This window comes from Spirosoma sp. SC4-14 (assembly GCF_037201965.1).
GTDB lineage: Bacteria > Bacteroidota > Bacteroidia > Cytophagales > Spirosomataceae > Spirosoma.
Window position 1 is genome coordinate 2,513,037 of record NZ_CP147518.1, and the last position, 26,696, is coordinate 2,539,732.

General features: G+C 47.7%; 22 protein-coding genes. 14 read left to right on the forward strand and 8 right to left on the reverse strand.

What is annotated here, in order from left to right; genetic code table 11:
- The first annotated feature begins 27 nt into the window (after window positions 1-27).
- Complete coding sequence (locus WBJ53_RS10200; protein ID WP_338875999.1) at window positions 28-1,125, forward strand: DUF5074 domain-containing protein; 1,098 nt, start codon at window positions 28-30, stop codon at window positions 1,123-1,125.
- Window positions 1,126-1,129: 4 nt separating this feature from the next.
- Here WBJ53_RS10200 and WBJ53_RS10205 read toward each other — a convergent pair whose 3' ends face one another.
- Window positions 1,130-2,728, reverse strand: a complete 1,599-nt coding sequence (locus WBJ53_RS10205) for a Na+/H+ antiporter (protein ID WP_338876000.1) — start codon at window positions 2,726-2,728, stop codon at window positions 1,130-1,132.
- Between the two features lie 261 nt (window positions 2,729-2,989).
- On the opposite strand from WBJ53_RS10205, the gene WBJ53_RS10210 reads away from it, so the two are divergent.
- Window positions 2,990-3,520 carry a gluconate 2-dehydrogenase subunit 3 family protein gene (locus WBJ53_RS10210; protein WP_338876001.1) on the forward strand — a complete coding sequence of 177 codons (531 nt, stop codon included), beginning with the start codon at window positions 2,990-2,992 and terminating at the stop codon, window positions 3,518-3,520.
- A gap of 83 nt (window positions 3,521-3,603) precedes the next feature.
- The gene (locus tag WBJ53_RS10215; protein WP_338876002.1) at window positions 3,604-5,316 is read left to right on the forward strand and encodes a GMC family oxidoreductase; all 1,713 of its coding nucleotides are present in this window, start codon (window positions 3,604-3,606) and stop codon (window positions 5,314-5,316) included.
- Window positions 5,317-5,385: 69 nt separating this feature from the next.
- Here WBJ53_RS10215 and bglX read toward each other — a convergent pair whose 3' ends face one another.
- Complete coding sequence (bglX, locus tag WBJ53_RS10220; protein ID WP_338876003.1) at window positions 5,386-7,554, reverse strand: beta-glucosidase BglX; 2,169 nt, start codon at window positions 7,552-7,554, stop codon at window positions 5,386-5,388.
- 548 nt (window positions 7,555-8,102) lie between these two features.
- Window positions 8,103-8,339 (reverse strand): GlsB/YeaQ/YmgE family stress response membrane protein, encoded by a 237-nt coding sequence (locus WBJ53_RS10225; RefSeq protein WP_338876004.1) that lies wholly within the window; start codon window positions 8,337-8,339, stop codon window positions 8,103-8,105.
- A gap of 198 nt (window positions 8,340-8,537) precedes the next feature.
- Here WBJ53_RS10225 and WBJ53_RS10230 point away from each other — a divergent pair, with 198 nt between their 5' ends.
- A complete protein-coding gene (locus WBJ53_RS10230; RefSeq protein ID WP_338876005.1) occupies window positions 8,538-11,648 on the forward strand; it encodes a PVC-type heme-binding CxxCH protein in 3,111 nt (1,036 codons plus the stop codon).
- Between the two features lie 129 nt (window positions 11,649-11,777).
- Window positions 11,778-12,713: a TIM barrel protein gene (locus tag WBJ53_RS10235; RefSeq protein ID WP_338876007.1), complete on the forward strand. Its 936-nt coding sequence runs from the start codon at window positions 11,778-11,780 to the stop codon at window positions 12,711-12,713.
- A 129-nt stretch (window positions 12,714-12,842) separates the two neighbouring features.
- Here WBJ53_RS10235 and WBJ53_RS10240 read toward each other — a convergent pair whose 3' ends face one another.
- The 3 genes from WBJ53_RS10240 to pnuC all read right to left on the reverse strand — a co-directional run bounded on the left by WBJ53_RS10240 (window position 12,843) and on the right by pnuC (window position 15,016).
- On the reverse strand, window positions 12,843-13,151 hold the full coding sequence (locus WBJ53_RS10240) for an isoamylase early set domain-containing protein (protein WP_338876008.1): 309 nt from the start codon (window positions 13,149-13,151) through the stop codon (window positions 12,843-12,845).
- Between the two features lie 162 nt (window positions 13,152-13,313).
- The gene (locus WBJ53_RS10245; RefSeq protein WP_338876009.1) at window positions 13,314-14,285 is read right to left on the reverse strand and encodes an AAA family ATPase; all 972 of its coding nucleotides are present in this window, start codon (window positions 14,283-14,285) and stop codon (window positions 13,314-13,316) included.
- A gap of 56 nt (window positions 14,286-14,341) precedes the next feature.
- Window positions 14,342-15,016: a nicotinamide riboside transporter PnuC gene (gene pnuC / locus WBJ53_RS10250; RefSeq protein WP_338876010.1), complete on the reverse strand. Its 675-nt coding sequence runs from the start codon at window positions 15,014-15,016 to the stop codon at window positions 14,342-14,344.
- Window positions 15,017-15,090: 74 nt separating this feature from the next.
- On the opposite strand from pnuC, the gene WBJ53_RS10255 reads away from it, so the two are divergent.
- The 7 genes from WBJ53_RS10255 to WBJ53_RS10285 all read left to right on the forward strand — a co-directional run bounded on the left by WBJ53_RS10255 (window position 15,091) and on the right by WBJ53_RS10285 (window position 22,058).
- On the forward strand, window positions 15,091-16,284 hold the full coding sequence (locus WBJ53_RS10255) for a Gfo/Idh/MocA family oxidoreductase (protein WP_338876011.1): 1,194 nt from the start codon (window positions 15,091-15,093) through the stop codon (window positions 16,282-16,284).
- A gap of 274 nt (window positions 16,285-16,558) precedes the next feature.
- Window positions 16,559-17,341 (forward strand): SDR family oxidoreductase, encoded by a 783-nt coding sequence (locus tag WBJ53_RS10260; RefSeq protein WP_338876012.1) that lies wholly within the window; start codon window positions 16,559-16,561, stop codon window positions 17,339-17,341.
- Between the two features lie 54 nt (window positions 17,342-17,395).
- Window positions 17,396-18,295, forward strand: a complete 900-nt coding sequence (locus WBJ53_RS10265; RefSeq protein ID WP_338876013.1) for an ROK family protein — start codon at window positions 17,396-17,398, stop codon at window positions 18,293-18,295.
- 13 nt (window positions 18,296-18,308) lie between these two features.
- Window positions 18,309-19,112, forward strand: a complete 804-nt coding sequence (locus tag WBJ53_RS10270; protein ID WP_338876015.1) for an SIS domain-containing protein — start codon at window positions 18,309-18,311, stop codon at window positions 19,110-19,112.
- 3 nt (window positions 19,113-19,115) lie between these two features.
- Window positions 19,116-19,628: a GNAT family N-acetyltransferase gene (locus tag WBJ53_RS10275; protein WP_338876016.1), complete on the forward strand. Its 513-nt coding sequence runs from the start codon at window positions 19,116-19,118 to the stop codon at window positions 19,626-19,628.
- Window positions 19,629-19,886: 258 nt separating this feature from the next.
- Complete coding sequence (locus WBJ53_RS10280) at window positions 19,887-20,849, forward strand: phytanoyl-CoA dioxygenase family protein (protein ID WP_338876017.1); 963 nt, start codon at window positions 19,887-19,889, stop codon at window positions 20,847-20,849.
- A gap of 180 nt (window positions 20,850-21,029) precedes the next feature.
- The gene (locus WBJ53_RS10285; RefSeq protein WP_338876018.1) at window positions 21,030-22,058 is read left to right on the forward strand and encodes a methionine synthase; all 1,029 of its coding nucleotides are present in this window, start codon (window positions 21,030-21,032) and stop codon (window positions 22,056-22,058) included.
- Window positions 22,059-22,096: 38 nt separating this feature from the next.
- Here WBJ53_RS10285 and WBJ53_RS10290 read toward each other — a convergent pair whose 3' ends face one another.
- The gene (locus WBJ53_RS10290; RefSeq protein ID WP_338876019.1) at window positions 22,097-22,669 is read right to left on the reverse strand and encodes an acyl-CoA thioesterase; all 573 of its coding nucleotides are present in this window, start codon (window positions 22,667-22,669) and stop codon (window positions 22,097-22,099) included.
- 133 nt (window positions 22,670-22,802) lie between these two features.
- Window positions 22,803-23,129: an iron-sulfur cluster assembly accessory protein gene (locus WBJ53_RS10295; protein ID WP_338876020.1), complete on the reverse strand. Its 327-nt coding sequence runs from the start codon at window positions 23,127-23,129 to the stop codon at window positions 22,803-22,805.
- A gap of 128 nt (window positions 23,130-23,257) precedes the next feature.
- On the opposite strand from WBJ53_RS10295, the gene mce reads away from it, so the two are divergent.
- Together mce and WBJ53_RS10305 are read left to right on the forward strand one after the other, a co-directional pair.
- Window positions 23,258-23,668, forward strand: a complete 411-nt coding sequence (gene mce, locus WBJ53_RS10300) for a methylmalonyl-CoA epimerase (protein WP_338876021.1) — start codon at window positions 23,258-23,260, stop codon at window positions 23,666-23,668.
- A gap of 250 nt (window positions 23,669-23,918) precedes the next feature.
- A complete protein-coding gene (locus tag WBJ53_RS10305) occupies window positions 23,919-26,690 on the forward strand; it encodes a 2-oxoglutarate dehydrogenase E1 component (protein WP_338876022.1) in 2,772 nt (923 codons plus the stop codon).
- The last annotated feature ends 6 nt before the right edge of the window (window positions 26,691-26,696 follow it).

Sequence of the window (26,696 nt, forward strand, 5' to 3'; positions counted from 1 at the left end):
ATAAAAATAGTTCAGTTGCAAAGGTTCATGGGAGTCCGTAGTGGTTTGCTTAGCGGTATCTGCATTGGGTTAATATTTGTTATAACAGGAAGCTGTCGGGTCGAAGATGCGCCACCGTCGCCGTATGAAGCAGGGGCTTATATTGTGAATGCAGGCGCGCCAGGAGCCAATAATGGATCTATTTCATATCTGGCCGCTAACGCAAAAACACCCGCTACCGATATATTTAGTGCAGTCAATGGTCGGCCATTAGGGGGTACGGTTCAGGATTATACCGAGATCAATGGGAAAGGGGTAATTCTGGTCGATAACAACGCAATAGGGCAGGATCGCATCGAAATAGTGGAATCGGGAACGTTTACATCACTCGCTACCTTTCAGGCTCCCGATGTCGAAAATCCACGGTATGTTATCTACGCTGGCCCCAACAAAGCCTATGTCAGTTGCTGGGATACAACGAGTAACGGTTTCTCTAAACCGGGCTATGTGCTGGTACTAAATCTGGGTTCCCGAACGGTAGAGAAGAAAATTCCGGTTGCTAAAGGGGCCGAGCGACTCATATTAGCCAATAGTGAAGTGTTTGTTGGAAGTGTTGCCGGTGAGCCAACGCTAACCGTAATCGATACCTATACCGACGAAGTTGTTCAGCCCGGACTTACGGTTGGCGCTAACACAAATCCTGTTGGCTTCGATTATAATAAAAAACTTTGGGCGTATGCGGCCTCAACCAACGAAATGGTCCGCATCAATCCGGCAGGAAAAGTTGTGGAAACCCGCATCAAAGTCGGAAGCGGTGCCAAAACACCCAGTTCAATTACGCTCAGTGCCGATAAGCAGCTTTTTTATTTTGTTAACTCCTTTGCCGATCCGGCCAATGGTGGTAAACAGACTGGCGAAACCTATCGATTCTCGATCAACGATACCGAAATACAGGCCAATGTGCCGTTTATTCGGCGTTATTTTACGGGGTTAGGAGTAGCCCCGACCTCATCGGAAGGCTTGATTTATGCCGCAGCTACACCGTCTTACAGTCAGCCCGGTTATGTGCTGCGCTACCGATCCAATGGCGCCCTGGTCGATTCGGTTCAGGTTGAGGTGGCTCCTACGCGGTTCTATTTCCGCTAATCGCCTATTCCCGGCCCATCGTTTCCATCCGTATCCGGGATTCTTCCAGATCCAGTTCGTAGAGAATATTACGAAGTACTTCATCGTCTTGTCCCTCGCGACGCAGGTGCGTTGCCAGTTCCCGTTCAACCTGAATAATTTCTAGTTGCATCCGTAGCGCTTCCCGAACTGCCGATTCATTAACTTTTGACCGACGGCCATTTTGCTGTAGGCGCAACCGATCAATTCGTGTTTCGTATTTGTGTTTTAGCAGCGACAAGGTTTCGTCCGACACATCATCGCTAAGCGAATAATGGGCTTCGATGTGTTCAATTGCCGAGGTGGCCAGTTGAATACGAAGTTTAATCTCGTCTTGTTTAGCTCGTTCATCAGGTTTAATATTCAGCCACCGAATCACGATAGGAAGTGCCAGGCCTTGTAACACCAAAGTCGAAAAAATTACGCAATACGAAAAGAAAATAATCAGGTCGCGCAGCGGGAATGGGCTTCCGCTGCTCAGTTTGAGCGGTAGCGCCAGCGCCACGGCTAGTGCTATTACACCCCGCATTCCGGTCCAGCCAATAACGGTTACCAGTTTCTGGTCCAGAAGCGGATGTGATTCACTTTTTGGGTTTATTAATCGGGAAACATAACTGGCCAAAAATACCCAGACGAATCGAATCAGAATGACGGCCAGACTAACCACGGCTCCGTAGAAAATCAGTTTAGAAGGCGAGTAGCGTTCTGTTGTCAGCAGAATTCGTCGCAGTTGCAGACCCATCAGCACAAAAACGACACTGTTGAGAATAAACGAAATGACGTTCCAGATATTGATGGTTTGCAAATGTGCCTGCCGCGACAGAAATTCCGACGATCGGATGGTAAGAAACAAGCCCGACGACAAAACGGCCAGCACGCCCGATACGTGCCATTCTTCGGCAATCAGAAAGCCGGCAAAGGGTGTCAGCAGGGTTAATGTTGTTTCGACAACAGGGGTTTCTTTAGTGAGTCGGTTGATGTTTTTTACGACCCAGGCAAGTGCCAGACCAATACCTATACCGCCCGAAACCACCAGCAAAAATTGCCCGCTCGCTTCAATCAGAACAAACTGCCCCGTGGTGACGGCGGCAACGGCATAGCGGTAAACAATGAGGCCCGTGGCATCGTTGACCAGGCTCTCGGCCTCCAGAATGGCCACAACCCGACGGGGCAATCCCATTTGTTTAATGATCGATGTACCTGCTACCGGGTCAGTTGTGGCTACGGTTGCGCCCATAACAAAAGCGAGCGGCCACGAAAACCCCGGAACGAACGTATGCATCACCCAGGCGATGCCAACGGTAGAAAACAGCACAAGCCCAAAGGCCAATAAGAGTATAGGACGAAAATTAGCTTTAAAATCGCTCCAGGAGGTATTCCAGGCTGCCGAATAGATGAGGGGTGGCAGGAAAATAAGAATCACCACATCGGGTCGGAGCACAACAAACGGAAGCCCTGGAATCAGACTGATGGCTATTCCGGCCAGTACCAACACAATTGGCGAGGCAATCCGAATTCGTTCGGCCAGAGCCGCCAGGGCAGTTACTATGGCTAGCAGGCTAACAATTAACGCGACACTACTCATGCATAACACAACCGCACGAGTTGTCGGTGTGTTTATCGGCACTCCTGATCCAACTGTGTTTATCGGCCCCGGATGCCAAAGAAATGATAAGTAATTTCTGAAAAAATAGAGGATATTTCGTTCATTTCAGGCTTTTAGCTGTAATGCTATTCAGAGTTGAAGAAATATAAATAATTTGCGGTTTAAGGACGTATCTGTTCTAAACCACGTTTTCGTTCTTCTTCTGAAAAACTCTCTTAATTCACCTTTACTTACCTATCTATGAAACGTAGAGAAGCCATACAGCGAGCAGCCCTGATGATGGGTGGTATGTTGTCGGCACCCACGTTGGCGGGCGCACTGGGCCGCATCACAAACACGGGGCCGAGCGTAGCCGTAACTGCCGAACAGGAAACCCTGCTCGCCGAAGTTGCTGATGTGATTATTCCCACAACCAGTACGCCAGGGGCCAAAGCCGCCGGGGCCGAAAAATTCATTGTGCGGGTGATGCGCGACTGCTACCCCAAAAGCGATCAGGATAACTTTTATGCCGGTCTTGCCAGGCTGGATACCAATAGCAAATCGAAGTTCGGGAAAGGGTTTATGGACTTAGATGGAGCCCAGAAGAACGAAATGGTGAAGCAGATCATGACCGACGATAAACCGTTCTTCCTGCGCATGAAGGAGTTGACAACTACTGGCTATTTTACGTCAGAAATTGGGGCGACCAAAGCGCTCGAATACCTGCCCGTTCCGGGCCAGTTCAATGGCTGTATGCCGCTGAAACCTGGCCAGAAAGCCTGGGCTCTTTAAACCGTTTATCGTTAATCGTTGCTTCGCCAATAAGCATACATCCTTCTATGGCAGAGCAACCATAAACCGAAAACTTTTTTAAAATGAACCTCAACATCGATTCTATAAAAGAAACTACCTACGACGCCATTGTGATTGGGTCGGGAATAACGGGCGGATGGGCCTCTAAAGAATTAACCGAAAAAGGTATGCGGGTGCTGATGCTTGAAAAAGGGCATCAGCTTGAGCACGTTACCGGCTATGAGTATGCCATGAAAGATCCCTGGCAGACAAAATATAACGGTCGACTAACGATGGAGCAGAAAGAAACGCACCCAAAACTGATGCGCGATTATCCCTACAACGAGATGACCGAAACGTATTGGATGAAGGATACCGATTCGCTCTATAAAGAAGTTAAACGTTTTGATTGGTACCGGCCTAATATTGTGGGCGGTAAGTCGATTATGTGGGGGCGGCAATCATACCGGCTAAGTGATATTGATTTTGAAGCAAATGCTAAAGACGGTATTGCAGTCGACTGGCCTATTCGCTATAAAGACATTGCCCCGTGGTACTCCTATGTCGAAAAAATTGCCGGTATTTCCGGAGAAGCCCTTGGCCTACCCCAACTTCCAGATAGCGATTTTTTGCCGCCAATGGAAATGTATTGCGTTGAGAAAGAAGTTCGTAAGCGCATTGAAAAGAACTTCCCAGGTCGAACCATGACCATTGGGCGTGTGGCAAATCTGTCGAAAGCGCAGGAAGCTCAATTGGGCGTTGGCCGGGCTCCGTGTCAGTATCGGAACAAATGTTCGCTCGGTTGCCCCTACGGAGCCTATTTTAGTACGCAATCCTGTACGTTGCCCTACGCAGCCAAAACGGGGCGGTTAACGCTGCGTCCCGATTCGGTTGTTACCGAAATTATATACGATGAAAATCAGAAACGCGCAACGGGCGTTCGGGTGATTGATGCCGTAACGCTTCAGGGCCGCGAGTACTTTGCCAAAGTTATTTTTGTGTGTGGTAGTGCTCTCGGATCAACAGCAATTATGCTGAATTCGAAGTCGAGCCGCTTCCCGAATGGAATCGGTAACGATTCGGAGCAACTGGGCCATAATTTGATGGATCACCACTTCCGCATTGGTGCGTCGGGCGAATGGGAAGGCGATCTGGACAAATATTACATCGGTCGCCGGGCTAATGGCATTTATGTACCACGCTATCGCAACATCGGCAACGACAAACGCGATTATCTGCGCGGCTTTGGTTATCAGGGTGGTGGTAGTCGGCAGGGCTGGCAGCGGAACATTGCCGAAATGAGCTTCGGAGCCGATTATAAAGACGAACTAACTAAACCCGGTCCGTGGACAATGGGTCTGGGTGGTTTCGGCGAAACGCTGCCTTACTACGAAAACCGGATGTATCTCGACAAAAACGAAAAAGACAAGTGGGGAATGCCAATTGTTGTTTTCGATGCCGAGTTGAAAGAGAATGAGAAGAAAATGCGCGTCGATATGATGAACGATGCGAAAGAGATGCTGGAATCGGCTGGTGTCAAGAACGTGAAAGGCTATGACCGGGGTTCGTATCTGGGTATGGCAATTCACGAGATGGGTACCGCCCGCATGGGTCGCGATCCGAAAACGTCGGTGCTGAACGGCAACAATCAGATGCACGCTGTTAAGAACGTGTTTGTGACCGACGGAGCCTGCATGGTGTCGGCATCATGCGTGAACCCATCGTTGACCTATATGGCTTTGACCGCTCGGGCCGCCGATTTTGCCGTTAAGGAAATGAAAAAGAAGAACATCTAGTCGTGTCAGTTTTCAATAAAAACATCCTGGGTAGCAATGCGCTGTCCAGGATGTTTTGTTGAGTAACCGTTACTCCAATATGAAATTTGCCTCCAGACAATCCTGCGAGTTGGTCCCTACAAACACAATGAATTCGCCATTTTCGGCAATGTAATTCAGGTTATTGTCGTAGTATTTCAGGTCATTAATCGAAATAGGAAAGCTAATGGTTTTACTCTCACCTTTCTTGAGGAAGATTTTCTGAAACCCTTTTAGCTCCTTTACCGGGCGGGTGTTGCTGCCAACTTTATCGCGGATGTATAGCTGCACTACTTCCTGTCCATCAAAATCGCCCACATTTTTTACAGTAACGGTAGCCATAAGTTTATCGGAGCGTTTCATTTTACGGGCACTGAGCTGGAGGTTGCTGTAGTCGAACCGGGTGTAGCTCAGACCGTAGCCAAATGGGTACAATGGTTTGTTCGACACGTCCAGATAATTGGAACGGAACTTCTCGAAGCCTTCCTTTCCGCTCCACGGACGGCCTGTGTTTTTGTAGTTGTAATAAATTGGAATTTGCCCAACGCTGCGGGGAAATGTCACACTTAGTTTTCCCGACGGAACCACATCGCCAAAAAGTACATCGGCAATGGCATTACCCGCTTCGCTTCCCCCAAACCAGGTATTCAGAATGGCCGGTACGTTGGCATCTTCCCAGGTAAGTACTAGTGGGCGCCCTGTAAACACGACCAGTACCACTGGCTTGCCCGTTTTGAGCAAAGCTTTCAATAGATCCTGTTGATTTTGCGGAATTTGGATGTCGGATCGACTCGCGCTCTCGCCCGACATCTCGGCCGATTCTCCCAGTCCGACTACAATCACATCGGCAGTTTGGGCAATTTTTAAAGCTTCTTCAATCAGTTCGGCGTCGCTCCGGTTATCGCGGTTGGTAGGCTTTCCAAAAATACTGACATTGGCTTCCTGAGTTGGATCAGAATACACATTGGCACCTTTGGCATACACGACCGATACGTTATTGCCCCCACCATGTTTGATCCCATCGACCAACGAGACACATTTGGCAAAGTCGGCCGAAACGGCCCAGGTTCCGGCCATGTTTTCGCGATTATTGACCAGTGGACCAATCACGGCAATGGTTCCTTTTTTGGTTAGGGGTAAGGTCTTATTGGCGTTTTTGAGCAACACAAACGAATTAGCTGCTGCCGACCGGGCTTGCTGGCGGTTGTTTTCGGTAAAGATTTCGGTTTTAGCTCGCTGATCATCGCAGTAGCGGAATGGATCGTCGAATAAGCCTAAATCATATTTTGCCTCCAGAACCTTGCGGCAGGCTCTGTCGATGTCGGCCATTGCTACGGTTTTGTCTTTTACCGATTGGCCTAACGTAGTCAAAAAACCTTCGCCAACCATGTCCATATCGATGCCTGCCAGCAGGGCTTTGGCCGAAACGGTTTTCAAATCGCCCAGACCATGATCGACCATTTCGTTAATGCCCGTATAATCCGTTACAACAAGTCCCTTAAATCCCCACTGTTTCCGCAGCACATCGGTCAACAGCCACTTATTGGCCGTGGCCGGAATGCCATCAATTTCGTTGAACGAAGCCATTATAGACCCAGCTCCCGCATCGAGAGCTGCTTTGTAGGGTGGCAGGTATTCGTTATACATTCTGACCCGGCTCATATCGGTCGTGTTATAATCGCGTCCGGCTTCGGCAGCGCCGTAGAGGGCATAATGTTTTACGCACGCCATAAGCGTATTATTTTTCGACAGGTCGGAACCCTGGTAACCCCGAACCATTGCCCTGGCAATTTGCGAACCCAGGTATACATCTTCGCCCGACCCTTCGGCAATTCGACCCCAGCGCGGGTCACGACAAATGTCGACCATCGGCGAATAGGCCCAGCATATTCCGTCGGCACTGGCTTCTGTAGCGGCAATCCGTGCCGATTTTTCGATTAGCTCAAGATCCCAACTGCACGACAAGCCTAAGGGTATGGGGAAAGCCGTTCGGTAGCCATGAATAACGTCCATACCGAAAATAAGCGGAATTTTCAGGCGGGTATTGTTGATGGCGAGTTCCTGCGTTTTTCTGACTTTTTGCGGAGACGACATGCTGAACAGTCCGCCTACTTTTCCGGCTTTGATTTTGGTTTCTACATCATTACTAACGGTGGAGCCGGTGGTTGCTTCGCCACCCGTAAGCAGGTTCAGTTGCCCAATTTTTTCTTCTAAGGTCATCTTTTGCAATAGGCTGGTAACGAAAATGTCACGTTTAGAGCCTTTTTGCCCCTGGGCCGAAGTTGATAACAGGCAACATAAGAGAATTAAATAGCAAGAGGCATGAATAACTTTTTTCATAAAAAGCAGAACGGATTTAGTTGGAATAAGCGATTTAGGATTGGGTTGCTAACGATTTCTGATTAGGAAAAGGAGCCTGAATACATCAACGGTAGGTCCTTCTTTCGAAATGAAGGTGGTCAGCAGTAAGTAAAACCATTATCGGACCCTTGTTGCCGGGCGGCCCGGTCTATTTTTTTAGAAAAATCCGGCGCTGGGCATCACAAGTTAATGGAACCCGTTCGTAACATTTGTTAAGCGAGGCTGGGTTTTTATGGGCCAAAGAACTTCAGGCGTTTAAAGAAGCAGAAGACTACGTTAGGCTCAGCCCGGATGGGTAAGGTTTTCGTTGCAGTCTCTGGTGAGAGAAAGAGAATGGGCGTTTTCACTCCTCCACTTGATGCTTAAATGGAGGAGTGAGCCAGAAAGCAGGACGTATCTGACAAAACTTAAAACAATCGTCCTAAAAAAATCAAGAGAGCAGCACCCCCAACGGCAATAATCAACTGGATGAGCAGGTTATCGTTGCTTGGGTCGTTGCCAAGGCGTTTGGCAATAAAGCCGCCAACAAATCCACCAATAATACCAAGAATGATATTATAAATTGCTGAGTGATGACTGCCCATCAGTACGCTGGCAATGTAGCCAGCAATGCCTCCAATCAAAATTGAATAGATAAATCCCATAGAATGTGTAAGTTAACGGTTTGGTTGATAATGTTGCAATGCTACACGAAAATGCAATAAATTGCTATGCCAGTAAGTGAAAATGATACTAAAATTTAGGTAGAATAGGTATAAACCCCCTCGGTAATTGCTTTATTGAGCACTGGCGAATTGCTACGTATACGTTGTATAGTTAACCCTTTTGCCCGTCCATAACGTATGAATCTTTTTCAACTGGCTAAGTTCTCAGCACGTGCTCGCAGGATCATAGCCTTTTCCGCAGCCGGAGTGGCAGTAGGCGGGGCTTTCATTGGAGCTTACCAGAGCCATAACCTCAATGCCGCATCGGAAAAATACCTGACAGCCTTATTTGCCCGCCTTAGCGACGATGACAAGCACGATCCAAAGTATGCCGTTGGAAGTTTGAACGTAGCCTCAGGGCTGGAAGCTACACTGTTTGCGGCCGAACCGATGCTGGTTAATCCCACAAACATCGATGTAGATGCGAAAGGGCGCGTATGGGTTTGTGAAGCCTATAACTACCGACCAGCCATCAATGGGAATCCAATCCGTAAAGAAGGCGATCGTATTGTTATTCTGGAAGACCAGAATGGCGATGGAAAGGCCGATGTTTCTAAAGTGTTCTATCAGGACCCAAGTATCGAGTCGCCACTCGGAATCTGGGTACAGGGAAATAAAGTGATTGTGTCTGATAGTCCAAATGTATGGGTCCTGACCGACGAGGATGGCGACGATAAGGCCGATAAAAAAGAACTGCTGTTTACTGGAATTGGTGGTGAGCAACACGACCACGGTATGCACACCTTTGTGTTTGGCCCGGATGGTAAATGGTACTTCAACTTCGGTAACGAAGGCAAACAATTGCTCGATAAAGACGGCAAACCTGTTGTTGACATTGCTACCGGAAAAACCATCGATCGCCAGCATTTCAAACAGGGAATGGTTTTCCGCTGCGATCCTGATGGTAAAAACGTTGAACTGCTGGGGCAGAACTTCCGCAACAACTATGAAGTAGCCGTAGACTCCTATGGCACACTCTGGCAGTCGGACAATGATGATGATGGCAACAAGGGCGTGCGTATCAACTATGTCATGGAATATGGTAACTACGGTTATTCGGACGAAATGACTGGCGCAGGCTGGCAGGCCAATCGGGATAATATTGAGCCCGAAATTCCCCGTCGACACTGGCACCTGAATGATCCGGGGGTAGTGCCAAACTTGCTTCAGACCGGAGCCGGTTCGCCAACGGGCATGGTCATTTACGAAGGAAAGCTGCTACCAGAAGTTTTTCGGAATCAGATGATTCACTGCGATGCAGGGCCTAATGTTGTTCGGGCGTATCCCGTACAGAAAGATGGGGCTGGCTATAAAGCTCAGATCGTGAACGTGCTGGAAGGTGCCCGCGATCAGTGGTTTCGCCCGGCCGATGTCTGTGTAGCTCCCGATGGTTCGCTGATCATTGCCGACTGGTACGATCCCGGCGTGGGCGGACACCAGGCCGGTGATCAGACCCGTGGTCGTATTTACCGGGTGGCTCCACCTAATTCGCCTTACAAGATGCCTAAGGTGGATGTTTCGACGGTCGACGGGGCTATTGAAGCCTTGCAAAGCCCCAATATGTCCATTCGGTATGCTGGTTGGCAGAAACTGCATAGTCTGGGTAATAAAGCCGAAAAGCCACTGGCAAAATTCTATAAAGCATCGGAGGGGGAACCGCGTATGCAGGCACGGGCGCTTTGGTTACTGAGCAAGCTCGACAACGGGAAAAAATACATTGAGATGGCACTCAAAAGTAATAATCCTGACCTTCGGATTACCGGATTACGAGCTGCCCGCGAGTTGAAGATGGACATTATTCCTTATGTTAAACAGTTGGTAAACGACCCCGATGTGCAGGTTCGGCGGGAATGCATCATTGCCTTGCACCGGAATACATCGCCCGATGCTCCAGGTTTGTGGGCACAACTGGCCAGTAAATACGACGGTAAAGACCGCTGGTATCTGGAAGCGCTGGGTATTGGTGCCGATGGCAACTGGGACAGCTATTACAAAGCCTGGTTGAGCCAGCAGGCCAACGATCCGATTGCTAATGCGGCAGGCCGCGACATTGTCTGGCGGGCACGTACGAAAGAATCGGTACCGTTGCTGGCTAAACTGGCTGCCGACCAGGGTACCGACCTTAGCCAGCGGTTACGCTATTTCCGGGCGTTCGATTTCAATCCGGGAGCTAGCGAAAAGTCGGCTGCGTTGTTGGGTATCTTGCAGGCTAACAGCGGATCGACGGATATTTCGAAGCTGGTACTTCGCCATCTGGACCCTGCTTTTGTAAAAAACTCTCCCATTGCAACCACTGCATTGAATAAGGTATTGAGTGATGTATATGCTACGCCAGAGTATATAGAACTTGTTTCACGTTACGAACCTACAACCGAAAACACCCGATTAGCTCAACTGGTGCTGGCTAAATATAATGAAGGAATGGGGCGTGATGCGGCCCGGCAATTGCTGAAACAGAATGGCGGACCTTTGGTATGGTCGATCATCAATGGTCAAAATGCCGACGATGCTACCCAAATGGTTATGGCTTTGCAGCGTGTTGGTAACAAAGAATCGCTCGAAATTCTGAAGTTGGTAGCTCTGGACGAAAAACGACCCGTATCCTTACGAATGGCGGCCACCCGCGCACTCGGTGGTAGTATGGATGGAGCCGATCTGGTCATCGCCTTATTAAAATCGGGAGATATTAAAGGAGACTACAAAAAGGCTGCTGCTCAGGGCGTTAGTGGCGACTGGCGTAAGAATATCAGGCAACAGGCGGCTGGTTTTCTCGATGGTGGGCAAAGTGCTGAAGGAAAGAAACTACCGGCCATGAATGAATTGCTGGCTATGAATGGCGAAGCGTCGAAGGGTGTCAGTGTGTTCAAAAACAATTGCGCTATCTGCCATCAGGTCAACGGCGAAGGGATGGATTTTGGTCCGAAACTGTCAGAAATAGGGTCTAAGCTACCCAAAGAAGGCCAGTATCTGGCTATTTTGCATCCCGATGCGGGTATTAGTTTTGGCTATGAAGGCTGGGAGGTGAAGTTCAAAGACGGCAGCACTATGTCGGGGATTATCTCCAGCAAAACCGAAACCGATCTGCAAATGAAGTTTCCGGGGGGGGCTGTACAGAATTATAAAATGGCCGATGTTGTGTCAATGAAAAAGATGGATGCTTCCATGATGCCATCGGGCCTTCAGGAGGCTATGAGTACCCAGGATTTAGTAGATTTAGTAGCGTATCTATCAAGTTTAAAGAAAAAATAACCCAGACCGGGATTTATGGGATTTATTGGACCGACCTTGATTTTATTTTCGCTTCTTTGAAGCGCTTTTAATCAAACAAAATCAAGGTTAGTCAGTAAAATCCAACAAATCCCGGTTCTGACAATCACTATGCAACGACGCAATTTTGTAAAATCGACAGTTGGGCTTGCCGGGGCCGCAGTTTCGGGAGAAACGTTACCGGCTAACTGGCATTCGCAGCCTAACTTTCTGGCAAAAAATACCTTCAAACTCAAATATGCTCCGCATTTTGGCATGTTTGAAAATAGCGCTGGTAAAGACCCTATCGACCAGTTGAAGTTTATTGCCGATATGGGTTTTACGGCTCTGGAAGATAATGGAATGATGGGCCGTGACCCGGCTTTGCAAACCAAAATTGGCGAAGAGATGGCTCGTTTGGGACTTACTATGGGCGTTTTTGTGCTCGATAAAGGTGGTAATTCCCAAAATACACTGGCAGCAGGAAAGCCCGAATATGTCGATATTTTTCTAAATGGATGTCGGAAAGCTGTCGAAACGGCTAAACGTGTAAATGCCAAGTTTACAACGGTGGTCCCCGGTGATTTTGAACGGAGTTTGCCTATCGGTATTCAGACGGGCAATGTGATCGATGCGTTGCGTCGGGGAGCTGATATTTTGGCACCGGCCGGACTCACAATGGTTCTGGAACCGCTCAGCGATACACCTAACTTATTTCTGCGGACATCCGATCAAACCTACGAAATATGCCGGGCCGTCAATAGCCCTGCCTGCAAAATTCTGTTCGATATTTATCACATGCAGAAAAATGAAGGCAGCATTATTCCACACATCAACTGGTGCTGGAATGAGATCGGTTATTTTCAGATTGGCGATAATCCGGGACGTAACGAGCCAACAACTGGCGAAATTAATTATAAAAACGTGTTCAAATACATTTACCAAAAGCAGAAAGAGGCTGGTAAAGAATTTATTTTCGGTATGGAACACGGCAAATCGCAGAAAGGGAAAGAAGGCGAAGTAGCGCTGATTAAAGCTTATGTCGAGTCAGACAGCTTTGCTGTTTAGTCTGTTGATGCCTTTCTGTATGTTGTAAGTCAGAGGTAAAAAAAGACCCCCCGGTAAAGAGAACGTACTTTACCGGGGGTTAACGTTTCTGCAATGTCCCTTCATGGGCAAGCGAACGGTTGATCTGGTCTACAGAACTACAACCGAGTTTTCTTCGCCCGAAATGCCGCTGGCAACATATTTGTCAGCAGCCCAATCATTTGTCCAGGTTGTGCCATCGAGCACGTAGCGGAATTGATATTCGCTACCTACTGGCAGTTCAACCGTCGTTTTGTACGAACCATCCTTCTGCTTCTTCAGAACCTGGGTTGTGGGATCCCAGCTATTGAATTCACCGGCCAGAGCGACCGTCTTTGCACCGTTGACGGCTTCAGCCGGCAACTCAAACGTAACTTTTGCAATAGGCTTGCTTTTGAGGAATTGTTTGGCAACCGCCATAGTGGTTCATTTATTTGGTTTGCAATGCAAAATTATATTGAAAAAAAAGTAATATCATAACATTCAGTTGATTAAGTGCAAATATTCTTATTAAAGTACTATTCATTGTGCCTTGTATTATACTTGTTTATAAAAAGTGAAGACTATAGTAAGGAATAGTACTTATCCGGTATTAAGTAGTTTTTTGGTTATATTTTTTAGCGCAGGAAGCCGTTCGGAATAGGTGCCTTCAATAAAAATATAAGGTAACGATCGTTTATCTAACTCCTCCTTGAAACGGGCAAACATTTCAGCGCGTCGATGGCCAAAATCGCGCAGTTCATCGGCAACCCATGGCACATCGATGTTCAGCAGAGCGTATATATCATACTTTGTCTGTTTCTCTAACTCCGTTAATATCGGCGGAACTGTGTCAAAATAAAGAGCTGAATAAATCTGAGTTGTAATGACATCGGTATCGCAGAAAAGTATGCGGTTGGCTTGTCGTTCGGCTTGCTGAACGGCCTTTGTCTGAGCCTGCCCAATTCGAATAATATCGTTGAGCGAAAAGTTGTTGGAAGTAATGAGGCTACGGGCCATTTCGGGCACAAAAACAGTTTGAAACGCGGTCGCCAACTGTTGCGCCAGTGTGGTTTTACCGGTACTTTCTGGCCCATATAAACATATTTTTTTGACAAAAAACGGCCGAACGACCTGCGGAATAAAATCCCAGTATTTAAATGGTTGCTGACGGATGAGTGTGGCCGAGATGGGTACCTTTTGCCGGAGAAGGTCAAACGGAATATGCTGTAAGCCCGAATGATAAGCGAGCGGAATAGCGTATTCTTCCGAGGAAAAGAATACGCTTACCAACGGAAACCGGCGTCTGATGAAAATGGCCCAAAGTTTAGTTGCTTCCCAGAGTGGTAGGGAAGGATCATGAAAATCGTCGGATTCGGCTACTACTTCAACAGTCGGATAGGGGGTCAGCAACTCGGTTAGCCAGCGAAGCCGGAGAGTGGGCGAGATAACATCATCGGGCGTAACCGTCATGGAAACGATGAGGTGGTCACATTGGTTTCGGGCAAATTCGATCAGAGCCAGATGACCTTTATGGACAGGCATAAATTTTCCGAAAACCAATCCCGTTTTCATTCCAATGAAATGTTGGTGTTAATCGTTCTGGTGATACCAATTCAGGATCTCCTTTGTCAGGAAACCTCAGGCAGATAGCTATAGCGCTGGTATTCGCGGGTCCAGTGCCAGGCTCCAACGGCAGCTACCAAACAAAACACACAGTATTCGGCCCCAACAAATTTGACACCTTTCACAAAATACATGTAGGTCAGAATGCTATCGACAATAAGCCAGACATACCAGCATTCAACTCGCTTTTCGATCATCAGAAACGTTGCCATAATGCTCATCACTGTTGTGAACGAATCCAGATATGGAAAGGCGCTGGGTTTGCTGAACAGAACCGGAAACCACTCATGTAAGTTGCTGGCAAACATACCCAGGAGCAGCGTTGCCACCAGGCCGGAAAGGCTCCAGACGATGAGCTCACGGGCGGGCATTCGACTGATGCGGAGCTCTTGTTTGTTATCGGCTTCGTTCTGTTTGGGATGAGTCCAGCGCCACCAGCCCTGCACATTAGTGATGAAAAAGAATATCTGCAAAAACATATCAGGGTACAGTTGGACCTGATAGAACAGAAAGAAAAACAAAAACACGCTGACGGCTCCAATTGGCCAGCTCCAGATATTGGCCCGTGCCGACAGCCAAACGGCCACGGCCCCACTAACAGCCCCGAAAAACTCCAGGTAACTCATGGGGTAATCCCAGACAGTAAAGAAAATAGAATTGATGTCGAAAAAATTGGGCATGCTTGAAAGTAATCGGCGGGAAATTTTACCTTTAACTTCACGAAAGTACGCATTAACCACAGAACCCTTTATCTATGCAACGTATTGCTATGCTTGGCGGTGGCTTCATTGGCCGCTTCTATGCCGACTCTATTCACGGACAACGCAGCCGCGATAAAGTAGTAGCCATTTATGCCCGTCGGGAAGAAACTGCCCGGAAATTTGCGGCCGACTACGGGTGTTCGTTTGCTTCGACCAACATGGAAGAAGTAATTGCCCATCCCGACGTGGATATGGTTTGCATTGCACTGCCCAATAATATTCACGAAACAGCCGTAAATCTTTGCGCAAAACATAAGAAAGCCGTGGTTTGCACTAAGCCGCTGGGCCGGAATGCGGAAGAAGCGCTTCGGATGATGCAAACGGTTGAGGAAGCTGGTATTTTTGCGGGCTATCTGGAAGACTTATGTTATACGCCTAAGTTCCTGAAAGCACTCGACAGTGTTAAAAATGGGGCACTGGGCCGAATTCTGTGGGCAAAATCGCGTGAAACACACCCTGGCCCGCATTCTGACTGGTTCTGGGATAAAGAACAGGCCGGTGGTGGCTGCATGCTCGATCTGGGTTGTCATTGTGTGGAGATCGCCCGAAATTTCATTGGTAAGGATGTAAAACCGGTTGAAGTCATGTGCTGGGCAGCCACTCAGGTGAAACCCATTGATGCAGAAGATCATGCTATTGCACTGGTAAAATACGAAAATGGAGCTATCGGACAGTTTGAAGTAAGCTGGACATTTCGGGGAGGCATGGACCTGCGCGATGAAGTGATGGGCACAGAAGGAACAATCTGGATCAATAACTTTCTGCGGACTGGCTTTGAGATGTTTACTACCGGGAAAGGTGCTGATTATGTAGCTGAGAAAGCAGAGTCGACTACGGGCTGGCTGTTTCCGGTTGGTGATGAGGTCAATGATCTGGGCTATAACCACATGTTTACGGATATGTTCTCGGCTCAGGAAGACGGCCGCGCGCCTGCCGAAACGTTCTATGATGGCTATGTAGTAAACGCGGTGCTGGATGCCGCCTACCGATCGGCTGAAACAAAACAATGGGAAAAGGTAAAGCTACCTGTGTGGCGCGGTCAGGAAGGGTTAACGCAGCAAACCACACTGGTCGATTACGACGAACAACACTATCTGATTAAAGAAGAAGTTACGCACGACGGGCGGCATAAAGTAATTCTGAAAGACAAACAGACTGGCAAAATCACCGAACGGGATCTGGTATAAGGCTGAAAGGCTTGTGTTGATGCTTCAGGGTAGTAGCGTTGCTAAGGCTCTGAAGCCTGCCTAAGGCAGAGCGCTACTGAGCAATTTTAGACGTTACTACAAAGCCTCGCCCGTTTTTTCTCCGCTTGGAAGGCATTGGCCAAATAAGCAAATTATCGATAATAGGTCTACTAACAAAGGGAATTAGATCATATATTGGCCGTTCAAAAGCATTCGGTATACCCAAAGAGGGACTTAACCAACTGCTAAATCGATCGTTATTTGCGAAAATAGAATGTGGTTAGACTCTAAAAAAATTGTTGTGATAGGCGGCACTACAGGCATGGGCCTGTCGGCTGCGCTGGCATTCGTGCGCGAAGGAGCACAGGTTGTTGTGGTTGGTCGAAATCCGGAAAGCTGTACCGTAGCCGAGCAACAACTCGATGGTAATGGTTTAGCCATGTCGGGCGATGCATCTGACCCACAAACAGCCCCCAAAGCTATTGCACTGTGCCAACAGATTTTTGGCGGTTTCGATGGGTTATATCATGTTGCTGGTGGCAGTGGCCGGCGGTTTGGCGATGGTCCTTTGCACGATCTGACGCTCGAAGGCTGGAACTATACCGTCAATCTGAACCTAACGTCGCTGATGTTGTCGAATCAGGCGGCTGTTCGGGCCTTTCGGGCACAGGGCAGTGGCGGCACAATTCTGAATATGGGATCTGTGCTGGGGTCGCGTCCGTCTCCTACTTATTTTGCTACCCATGCCTATGCCGCTATGAAATCGGGTGTAATTGGGTTCACCAAGTCGGTTGCCGCCTATTACGCTACCGATAACATTCGGGTGAATGTGATTGCGCCTGCACTGGTGGAAACTCCAATGGCCAAACGGGCAACCAACGATGAAACGATAATGGCTTTTACGCGCACCAAACAACCCCTCGATGGTGGACGAATCGGGCATCCTAACGATCTTGATGGAGCTGCGGTTTATTTTATGTCCGATTATTCAACTTTTACAACGGGGCAGGTTATGACCGTCGATGGCGGATGGAGCGTCAGTGAAGGACAGTTATAAAGTAGACGTTGCTGACTTAATAGGATGAGTCGGATAAATCGCGATTCTGACAATATGAATGCAATAGGGATTGACCTGGGTGGCACCTGGATCAAGGGGGTGCTGATGAATAGTGAAACGGGCGAAATTGTTAAGCAACTCTATCACCCAACCAACAGCGAAAAAGACTGGAAGCAAGCCGTTGAAGAGACCGTTAATGACCTACGGCATTTGTCGTTGGGCATGGTTACGGCAACGGGCCTTTCGGCACCCGGCTTACCCAACGATACCAATCAATACATTGCATTCATGCCAGGGCGCCTGCATGGACTCGAAGGGTTTCACTGGGGGCGTTTTCTGAACGCTTCGGTCCATATCGTTAATGATGCCCATGCTGCGTTGCTGGCCGAAAGCCGCTTTGGAGTGGCCAAAGGCTATAACAATGTTGTGATGCTGACCCTGGGCACCGGTGTTGGGGGCGGAGTGTTGATCAATGGTCAGCTTTATCAGGGAAACTTTCAGAAAGCTGGTCATGTCGGGCACATGACCGTCGATGCCAGTGGAGATCAGGATATTACGGCAATGCCGGGTAGTCTGGAAGATGCCATCGGTAACGCTACTGTAGAGAAGCGCTCAATGGGGCACTTTACGTCGACGTACCAACTGCTGGAAGCCTATAAACAGGGCAACTATCTGGCGCAATGGGTATGGCTTTCATCGGTTCGAAAACTAGCTGTTGGTATTAGCTCGCTCATCAACTGTTTTTCGCCCGATTTGGTCGTGTTGGGTGGCGGGATAACCCAGGCCGAAGATGATTTGCTTTTGCCATTGGCAGAGTTTATGAATTTATACGAATGGCGTCCGGGCGGACACGCTACACCGATCCGAATTGCCCGGTTTGGCGATATGGCCGGCGCTATTGGAGCCGCAAGTTTTGCCATTTCGTCCGAACCGGGCAATTCGGATCGGACATAATCCTTTAGAAATCTTGATTCAGGCATATTTACAGAAGTGTCGTCAAATTCTGGACACCGTTGAGTTACAAACTCTCCAAATTCAGCAGGCTGCCGAATGGTTTGCTCATACCATAGCAGCCGGTCGAATGGTCCATGTATTCGGATCGGGCCATAGTCGTATTATGGTTGAGGAGATGTGGCCGCGTTATGGGTCGTTTCCGGGCTTTAACCCGATTGTTGAACTGTCGCTCACATTTCATAACCTTGTGGTAGGAGCGAACGGCCAACGACAGGCCATGTTTCTGGAAAATGTACCAGGACTGGCCGAACGGATTCTTCGGAACTATGAACTGAGCAATCAGGACACTGCCCTGATTATTTCGTCGTCGGGTTGCAATGTTGTCCCGATTGAAATGGCCGAGCTGTTTCAGCGTCAGGGCGTGAAAGTTGTAGCACTTATCACCAAAGAGCATTCCGAAAAGAGTACAAGCAAGCGAGCCGATGGAAAAAAACTCGGCGATTTTGCCGATTTACTGCTTGACACGGGCGCTCCTGTTGGCGACGCTATGGTATATGTGCCATCATTGGAAACACCAGTGGCTCCTGGCAGCACCGTTGGAGGAGCCGTTATTGTGAACTGTATCAAAGCAGAAGTGGCTCGGTTATTAACCGAAGCCGGAAAAGCACCCAAAGTGCTGAGCGCGGGGGCTATTGTTGGCTCAGAACGAGCCGTCGAATTATTTGAAGCGGCTTACGATGAACATGCGCATCGACTGGCGAAACTTTACGGGAATGTGGGCATACCAAGCTATGTGAGCCAACCGAATACGCCATAAGTCATGATTGAAACGCAACGTCTGTCTATTGTTCCCTTATCGCTCGATCAACTTCGCCTGCACATTGCCGATCGCTATCGGTTAGAGGAAACGCTGGGACTACAGCGGGGCCATCGCGAAGTAGTAGAGCCGTTATTGAGTATCCTCACGTATTTTACCATTCCGCGTTTGCAGAATCCAGCGAATGATCCACTTTATCATACAATGTGGATGGCAATTGATCGGCAGAAACAACAATTTGTGGCCGAGGCCAAATTTAAGGGAGAGCCAGATGAAACCGGAACTGTTGAAATTGGCTATGGTACCTATCCGGCCTTACAACGTCAGGGCTATATGAGCGAATTAGTAGGTGGTTTACTGAACTGGGCTGGTCAGCAATCGGGTATTCGGCGGGTAGTGGCTGACACGGATACCGAAAATGTAGCGTCGCAAAAAGTACTGGAGAAAAATAAATTTAACTTATTCGATCGAATCGAAAATATGCTTTGGTGGGAGTATATTATCGTAGGCAAATAAACCAGCTAGTTAGGGTAAGTTTTATAAAAAAATATATCCATAGAATTTTGAGCGGTAAATACTGTCTTAATTTGCCTTTGAATAGTAAGCAAGATTCGATAATTTTTTCTGTTTTTTGAATATTAAATTTAGTAACAAATAAATTACCGATTATTGAATATAACGGAAAAATACTGTTCATAAAAACAGAAAGAAAAATAAACAGTAACTACCTGAAAATTTACCCTTTTTTAAGTACACCGCCGAACAATTCCTGCCATGAAAAATGTCTCCGTCGCCGAGAAAATGAACCTCCCCTGGGTAGAATCCCCCTTTTTTAATGATTTACTCCAGAAAAAGGAACTGTCCCCCCAGCAGCATGAAATGGTTACTCACTATAATCGGGAAGGCTTCTTATTGCTTCGCCAGCAAGTTAGCCATGAACTGATCGACCGAACGCTAAAGGAAATACAGCATGAGTATCCGGCCAATGTTGGAGAGCAGCCAAGCCGTCACCAGGATCTGTGGAAAAAATATGGCACCGTTCGGGAAATAGCTAGTTTACCCCAAATTTTTGACGTACTGCGTCTGCTCTATGAGCGCGAGCCCATTCCGTTTCAAACACTGAACTTTAAATTTGGCACTCAGCAGCGGGCCCACTCCGATACCATTCACTTTAGTAGCGTACCGGCCCGCTTTATGTGTGGCGTTTGGGTAGCCCTGGAAGAAACCACAACCAATAATGGCCCTTTATTTTATTACCCACGGTCGCATCGGCAGGAGGAAATAAATTATTTTGATATTGGTATCGAAGCCGAAGAAAACTATGCCGAATATCCCCATTATGAAGACTTCATGGAGGAATTTATGGAGGCCAAGGGATATAAGCGGGAAGAGATTCACATGCAGAAAGGAGATGTACTAATCTGGTCGTCGAATTTAGTGCATGGTGGAATGCCCATTAAAGGGGGAAATGTTACACGCTGGTCGCAGGTGACGCATTATTACTTTGAACGATGCATGTATTATTCGCCCCGTTTTTCTGATATGTTCTCGAAGAATCTGAACTTACGCCATGTAATAAATATTGCCACCGGCAAGGTAGTGCAACATAGCGAAAACGGTAAACCTATCGAAACAATAAATACGGGTAACTTTCGCTATGCGGTCAGTCATAACTTTACGCTTCCTGTGTTATTGAAAGAAATTTTTAAGAAAGTAATCGGCAAAAAACCGTTCTGACTAAGCTATACCGAAAAGCAGGCCAATCGCCTGAGTCTGTTCTGCCATTGCTGAGATGACTACCGAAAAACCGTAGCAACGAGTTAGGTAGAAGGTGTAAAAAGACAACGAATAATGTGAAATAAGAAAAATGCTTCCGATCTTACCAGCGTATTCTTATTGCACATTATTCATTGAAAAATGCAACCAGTTCCGATAAAGACCACAGTGGTTGGTTCAATGCCTTTTCCCGGATGGCTTGAGTTTGCCAGTCAGAATTTAAGCCAGTTTGGCCCCGCCGACATTCATGAGATGATTGAAGATGCCGTTACAGCATCTGTTCACGATCAGGTTGCGGCCGGGCTGGATGTTATCAGCGATGGCGAACAAACCCGTTTCGATTTCAATCTATCGTTCTACGGATACATTCAGGGAATTCAAAACAACGATACTGAGCTTCGGCGCTTTGGCCCACCTGCTCATGACCAGCGCGGTAAACATAACATCATAGAACCACTAACGGCTCCCCGAGGCCTGGGTGTTGTTGAGGAATATTTGCGGTTAAAGCGCCTGGCTCCCAGCGGGCAGGGCCTGAAAGTTTCTATTCCGGGGCCTTATACATTGAGTGGACGGTTGTTGCCAGGAAATCTATATAAAGATCGGTGGGAGGTAACCGAAGCGCTTCTACCTATTGTAAAGAAAGAAATTTCCGATCTGGTAGCCCTTGGCGTTCCCGAAATATGTGTCGATGAGCCATCGATGTCATGTTATGCCTATCGGGAAGATACAAAACGCTTTGTCGATATTTTTAACCGGACAGTTGCACCAGGGGTTGGTAAAACCCGACTTTCCATGCACCTGTGCTTTGGTAACTATAAAGGTCGGTCGGTTGGTAAAAAGACGATTGCGCCTATGCTGCCCGATTTTCTGGATATGACCGTCGATGAACTGCACTCTGAAATGACGATCCTGAACTTTTCGGAAGTTAATCTGCTGGAACGATTTGCCGAAAAATTTGACGTTGCCGTTGGGGTTATCGATGTAAAGAGTTATTACATCGAAACCCCCGACGATGTAGCTGAGCGCATTCGTAAGTGTCTGCCTTATGTGCCCGCCGACAAACTGGCCGTTGCTCCCGACTGCGGCTTAAGCCAAACGGCTCGCTGGGCAGCCAAACAAAAGCTGGCAAATATGGTGGCAGGAGCCAAAAAGGTTCGTCTCGAACTTTAGCAATGCGGATTCTGTACTCGGAGTCAAAGGCGAGCTAATCATAACTCAGCTAATTTGACGCGTAAGTCGTCGGTGAGCAGGCAACGTTCGGTAGTTAATTTATCGATGTTTTCATCCAGAAGCATACGGGTTCGGGCATTGTCGAAGTGTTCGCTATAGGCAGCCCGAAGCTCTTTCCGCTTCATGGCTTCCAGAAAGCGACGAACATCATCGGGGGTTTCCAGCAGAAGTTCAGGTACTTCGGTAGGGCGGTCATTGTCGTCCTTGGCAACCATCGTAAAATAGCTGGTGTTCGTGTGCTTCACGGTTCCAAGCTTTACGTTTTCGGCAACTACTTTGATGCCCACAACCAGCGAACTTCGACCGACGTAGTTGACTGAGGCCAATAAGGAAACCAGTTCGCCTACCTCGACGGGCTGCCTGAAATTGACGCCATCGACCGATACCGTAACACAATACTGTCCGGCATGTTTTGCAGCACAGGCATAGGCTACTTTATCCATTAATGACAGCAAGATACCGCCATGAATTTTGCCGCCAAAATTGGCATAAGCCGGAATCATTAGTTCCGTTAGAGTTGTGCGTGAATGGCTTACTGGTTTGGCCGTCATTAGAAGAGTAGGGCTGAGTGTGCAGTAGTAAAGTAAAATCGGAGGGTTTCGCGCCATGCAATAAAGCATAAAAACAGTGAAGCCACTCCTCAGGGGAGTGGCTTCACTACAAAATTCAGTAAATTATAATGTCTTACACCGCAAAGCTTTCGCCACAACCGCAGGTGCGGGTTGCGTTCGGGTTTTTGAATTGAAATCCTTTACCATTCAGCCCATCCGAAAAATCCAGTTCGGTGCCAGCCAGATAGAGCAGACTTTTACGGTCAACCAGAATTTTAATGCCTTTATCTTCAACGACATGGTCGGTCGGTTGTTGTTGCGCATCAAATTGCAGGTCATACATCAAACCCGAACAGCCGCCACCCTGTACAGCAACCCGTATAGAATAGTCGTCCGTAAAGCCATCTTTCTGACGCAATTCAACAATTTTATTTTTAGCGATTTCTGAGACGGTAACCATAGTCGTAATAGAATCGAAATTAATACCAATCTATTAACTTTCTGCCGAACAGAAAAGTTCTTGCTGTTTATGAACGAGAGAACTTGTTTATAATCGGTAAAAACGCTGTCTGGATACATTTACTCACTATGCTTACTAACGTCGAACATATTGGCATTGCCGTTCGTGATCTTGCCGGATCAAATGAATTGTTTGCCAAATTACTAAATGTGCAGCCCTATAAATCCGAATCAGTAGAGTCGGAGGGCGTAACTACATCGTTCTTTCAAATTAATCAGACCAAAATAGAACTGCTCGAAGCGACCCGCCCCGACAGTCCGATTGCCAGGTTTATAGAGAAAAAAGGTGAAGGGATTCATCATATTGCCTTTGAGGTTGAAGACATTCTGGGTGAGATGGAAAGGTTAAAGAACGAAGGATTTATACTCCTCAACGAAACTCCTAAAGCAGGAGCTGATAATAAACTGGTCTGTTTTCTGCATCCCAAAAGTGCGAATGGCGTTCTGGTAGAATTGTGTCAGGAGAAAAAAAAGACATAAACAACGGGTTGTTGACGGAGCAATTTTCATAGCCAATTCGTGGGGGAAGTATACGGAAAACGTGATTTGTTTTACCCGAAGAACTGCGCTATAAGAGGTTCGAAGAAGCCAACTAAAATACAATTTTAGCTGTTATGGGCCTAAGGGTGTCGTTGCCAGCAAAGTAGTATGATAAAAACCCAAAATTTTGCGGCCAACTGTTTGGCCGAAGCGTTACCTTTGCGGGTCAAAACAACGACGCGCCCCCGTCATGGATCAGTATTCATATATAGCCAACTCCGACGCGGCTTACGTAGATCAACTATATCAGTCTTATAGGCAAGACCCTCAATCAGTTGACGCAAGCTGGCAACAATTCTTCAAAGGATTCGAATTCTCCTTAACCTATGGCGAAACTGCCAATGGAACGAACGGTAAAACCAATGGTGCCGCACCGAATGGAAATGGTCTGACAGCTACGGCTAAGCCGGTAGATGCCAGCCATGCCGAAAAAGAAGTTTCGGTTGCCAGCCTCATCAAGGCTTACCGCTCACGTGGCCACCTACTGGCCAAAACAAACCCGCTAAAACCGCGCAAAGACCGGCAACCTCGTGTCGACTTACCCGATTACGCCTTGTCGGAGGCCGATCTGGATACGGTATTTGAGTCAGGTAAACTACTCGGCATTGGGCCCGCTACACTGCGCGTCATCATGGAGTCGCTGCGTAAGGTATATGCAGGCGACATCGGTTTCGAGTATATGTACATCCGCGAACTGGAGGTTAAAAACTGGCTTCGGAATAAAATTGAAAAAGAAGCCCTTGTTTTCTCGCCTACCATTGACGAAAAAAAGCGGATTCTGGAAAAACTGAATGAAGCTACCGTTTTCGAAAACTTCCTGGCTACAAAATACCTTGGCCAGAAACGATTTTCGCTGGAAGGTGGCGAAGTAACGATTCCGGCCCTCGATACCATTATCAGTCAGGCTGCCGATATGGGCGTTGAAGAGGTTATGATCGGTATGGCCCACCGGGGGCGTCTGAACGTATTAGCCAATATCCTGGGGAAATCCTACGAATCTATTTTCGATGGTTTCGAAGGAAATGTACCCGATCAGGTTCAGGGCGATGGCGACGTTAAATATCACCTCGGCTATTCGAGCCTGATCGAAACAAAATCGGGCAAACAGATCAGTGTGAAACTGGCCCCAAACCCATCGCACCTCGAAGCCGTAAATCCAGTTGTTGAAGGATTTGTACGGGCTCAGGCCGATGAAGAGTATCAGGGTGATTTTAGAAAAATTATGCCTATCCTCATTCATGGCGATGCAGCCGTGGCCGGGCAGGGTATTGTGTATGAAGTTACGCAGATGGCCAAACTGGCCGGTTATCAAACCGGCGGTACGGTTCATTTTGTGATTAATAACCAGATTGGCTTCACCACCGATTTTGAAGACGCTCGTTCGTCGATATATTGTTCGGATGTAGCCAAAATTGTTGACGCTCCAATTTTTCACGTCAATGGCGATAATCCGGAAGCTGTGATTTTCTGTGCCCGACTGGCAGTCGAATTCCGTGAGCGCTTCAATCGTGATGTGTTCATCGACATGGTATGTTATCGGCGCTATGGACATAATGAGTCCGATGAACCGAAATTTACGCAGCCAACCATGTATAACATCATCGACAAGCATGCCAACCCACGGGAAATCTACAAAGACCTGCTCATCAAACGGGGCGATGTCGATGCTGAGCTGGCTACCCGGATGGATACCGAGTTTAAGAAGCAATTGCAGGATCGACTCGACCGGGTGAAGCAAAAAGAGGAAATTCCGTATAAACCACTTCGGTTAGATCTCGACTGGGCAGAGTTACGATTCAGTGAACCCGCCGATTTTGATCAGTCGCCGGAGACGGGTATACCTGCCGATGTGCTCGAAACGATTGGTAAAGCATTGGTGAAAATTCCGGAAGGTTTCAAACCAATTAAGCAGATTGAAAAACTGCTTAAAGACCGGCAAACGATGCTCACCGAAACGAAAATGGTTAACTGGGGAACGGCTGAATTACTAGCTTATGGTTCGTTGCTGATTGAAGGAAAGCCGGTTCGGTTAAGTGGGCAGGATGTGCAGCGAGGCACCTTCTCGCACCGTCATGCTGTATTGCACGATTCAGAAACGAACCAGTCGTATTCCTCGCTGGACTTTATTCAGGAAGACCAGCAGAAATTTCAGGTATACAACTCGCTATTGTCTGAATATGGCGTACTGGGATTTGAATATGGTTATGCAATGGCTAATCCCCATGCACTGGTTATCTGGGAAGCACAGTTTGGGGATTTCTCGAACGGAGCACAGTTAATTATCGATCAGTTTATTGCGGCTGCCGAATCGAAATGGGGTATTCAGAATGGCGTTACAATGCTGCTGCCACATGGCTACGAAGGCCAGGGCCCTGAGCACTCAAACGCTCGCCCGGAACGCTATTTGCAGCTATATGCTGAGTACAATATGATTGTGGCTAACATTACAACGCCTGCCAATTTCTTCCACCTGATGCGTCGTCAGTTGGCATGGCCGTTCCGTAAGCCACTTGCTGTTATGTCGCCTAAATCGTTGCTTCGCCACCCGAAATGTGTTTCACCCCTGGAAGACCTGACCAAAGGAAGCTTCCAGGAAGTACTGGGCGATACATACGCGCAACCCAAAAAGGTAAAACGGGTACTGTTGTGTACGGGTAAGGTCTATTACGACCTACTCGACAAGCAGCAAGCCGACCAGCGCGACGATGTAGCTATTGTACGATTGGAACAGCTAGCCCCGCTACCTAAAAAACAGTTGGATGCTGTGCTGTCGCAATACAAAAAAGCGGAGCTGTTCTGGGTGCAGGAAGAACCAGAAAATATGGGATACTGGACCTATTTATTGCGTATTGGAATGAATATACCAATAATTTCGCGCAAGGCGGCAGCTTCGCCAGCAACGGGTTACCCCAAAATCCATACGCGGGAACAAGCCGATATCGTTCGGAGAGCTTTTGAATAAAAAACG

Bases quoted from the DNA above. Each gene is read 5' to 3' on its own strand.
- WBJ53_RS10200 (WP_338875999.1), top strand. From the start codon at position 28: ATGGGAGTCCGTAGTGGTTTGCTTAGCGGTATCTGCATTGGGTTAATA.
- WBJ53_RS10205 (WP_338876000.1), bottom strand. From the start codon at position 2,728: ATGAGTAGTGTCGCGTTAATTGTTAGCCTGCTAGCCATAGTAACTGCC.
- WBJ53_RS10210 (WP_338876001.1), top strand. From the start codon at position 2,990: ATGAAACGTAGAGAAGCCATACAGCGAGCAGCCCTGATGATGGGTGGT.
- WBJ53_RS10215 (WP_338876002.1), top strand. From the start codon at position 3,604: ATGAACCTCAACATCGATTCTATAAAAGAAACTACCTACGACGCCATT.
- bglX (WP_338876003.1), bottom strand. From the start codon at position 7,554: ATGACCTTAGAAGAAAAAATTGGGCAACTGAACCTGCTTACGGGTGGC.
- WBJ53_RS10225 (WP_338876004.1), bottom strand. From the start codon at position 8,339: ATGGGATTTATCTATTCAATTTTGATTGGAGGCATTGCTGGCTACATT.
- WBJ53_RS10230 (WP_338876005.1), top strand. From the start codon at position 8,538: ATGAATCTTTTTCAACTGGCTAAGTTCTCAGCACGTGCTCGCAGGATC.
- WBJ53_RS10235 (WP_338876007.1), top strand. From the start codon at position 11,778: ATGCAACGACGCAATTTTGTAAAATCGACAGTTGGGCTTGCCGGGGCC.
- WBJ53_RS10240 (WP_338876008.1), bottom strand. From the start codon at position 13,151: ATGGCGGTTGCCAAACAATTCCTCAAAAGCAAGCCTATTGCAAAAGTT.
- WBJ53_RS10245 (WP_338876009.1), bottom strand. From the start codon at position 14,285: ATGAAAACGGGATTGGTTTTCGGAAAATTTATGCCTGTCCATAAAGGT.
- pnuC (WP_338876010.1), bottom strand. From the start codon at position 15,016: ATGCCCAATTTTTTCGACATCAATTCTATTTTCTTTACTGTCTGGGAT.
- WBJ53_RS10255 (WP_338876011.1), top strand. From the start codon at position 15,091: ATGCAACGTATTGCTATGCTTGGCGGTGGCTTCATTGGCCGCTTCTAT.
- WBJ53_RS10260 (WP_338876012.1), top strand. From the start codon at position 16,559: ATGTGGTTAGACTCTAAAAAAATTGTTGTGATAGGCGGCACTACAGGC.
- WBJ53_RS10265 (WP_338876013.1), top strand. From the start codon at position 17,396: ATGAATGCAATAGGGATTGACCTGGGTGGCACCTGGATCAAGGGGGTG.
- WBJ53_RS10275 (WP_338876016.1), top strand. From the start codon at position 19,116: ATGATTGAAACGCAACGTCTGTCTATTGTTCCCTTATCGCTCGATCAA.
- WBJ53_RS10280 (WP_338876017.1), top strand. From the start codon at position 19,887: ATGAAAAATGTCTCCGTCGCCGAGAAAATGAACCTCCCCTGGGTAGAA.
- WBJ53_RS10285 (WP_338876018.1), top strand. From the start codon at position 21,030: ATGCAACCAGTTCCGATAAAGACCACAGTGGTTGGTTCAATGCCTTTT.
- WBJ53_RS10290 (WP_338876019.1), bottom strand. From the start codon at position 22,669: ATGACGGCCAAACCAGTAAGCCATTCACGCACAACTCTAACGGAACTA.
- WBJ53_RS10295 (WP_338876020.1), bottom strand. From the start codon at position 23,129: ATGGTTACCGTCTCAGAAATCGCTAAAAATAAAATTGTTGAATTGCGT.
- mce (WP_338876021.1), top strand. From the start codon at position 23,258: ATGCTTACTAACGTCGAACATATTGGCATTGCCGTTCGTGATCTTGCC.
- WBJ53_RS10305 (WP_338876022.1), top strand. From the start codon at position 23,919: ATGGATCAGTATTCATATATAGCCAACTCCGACGCGGCTTACGTAGAT.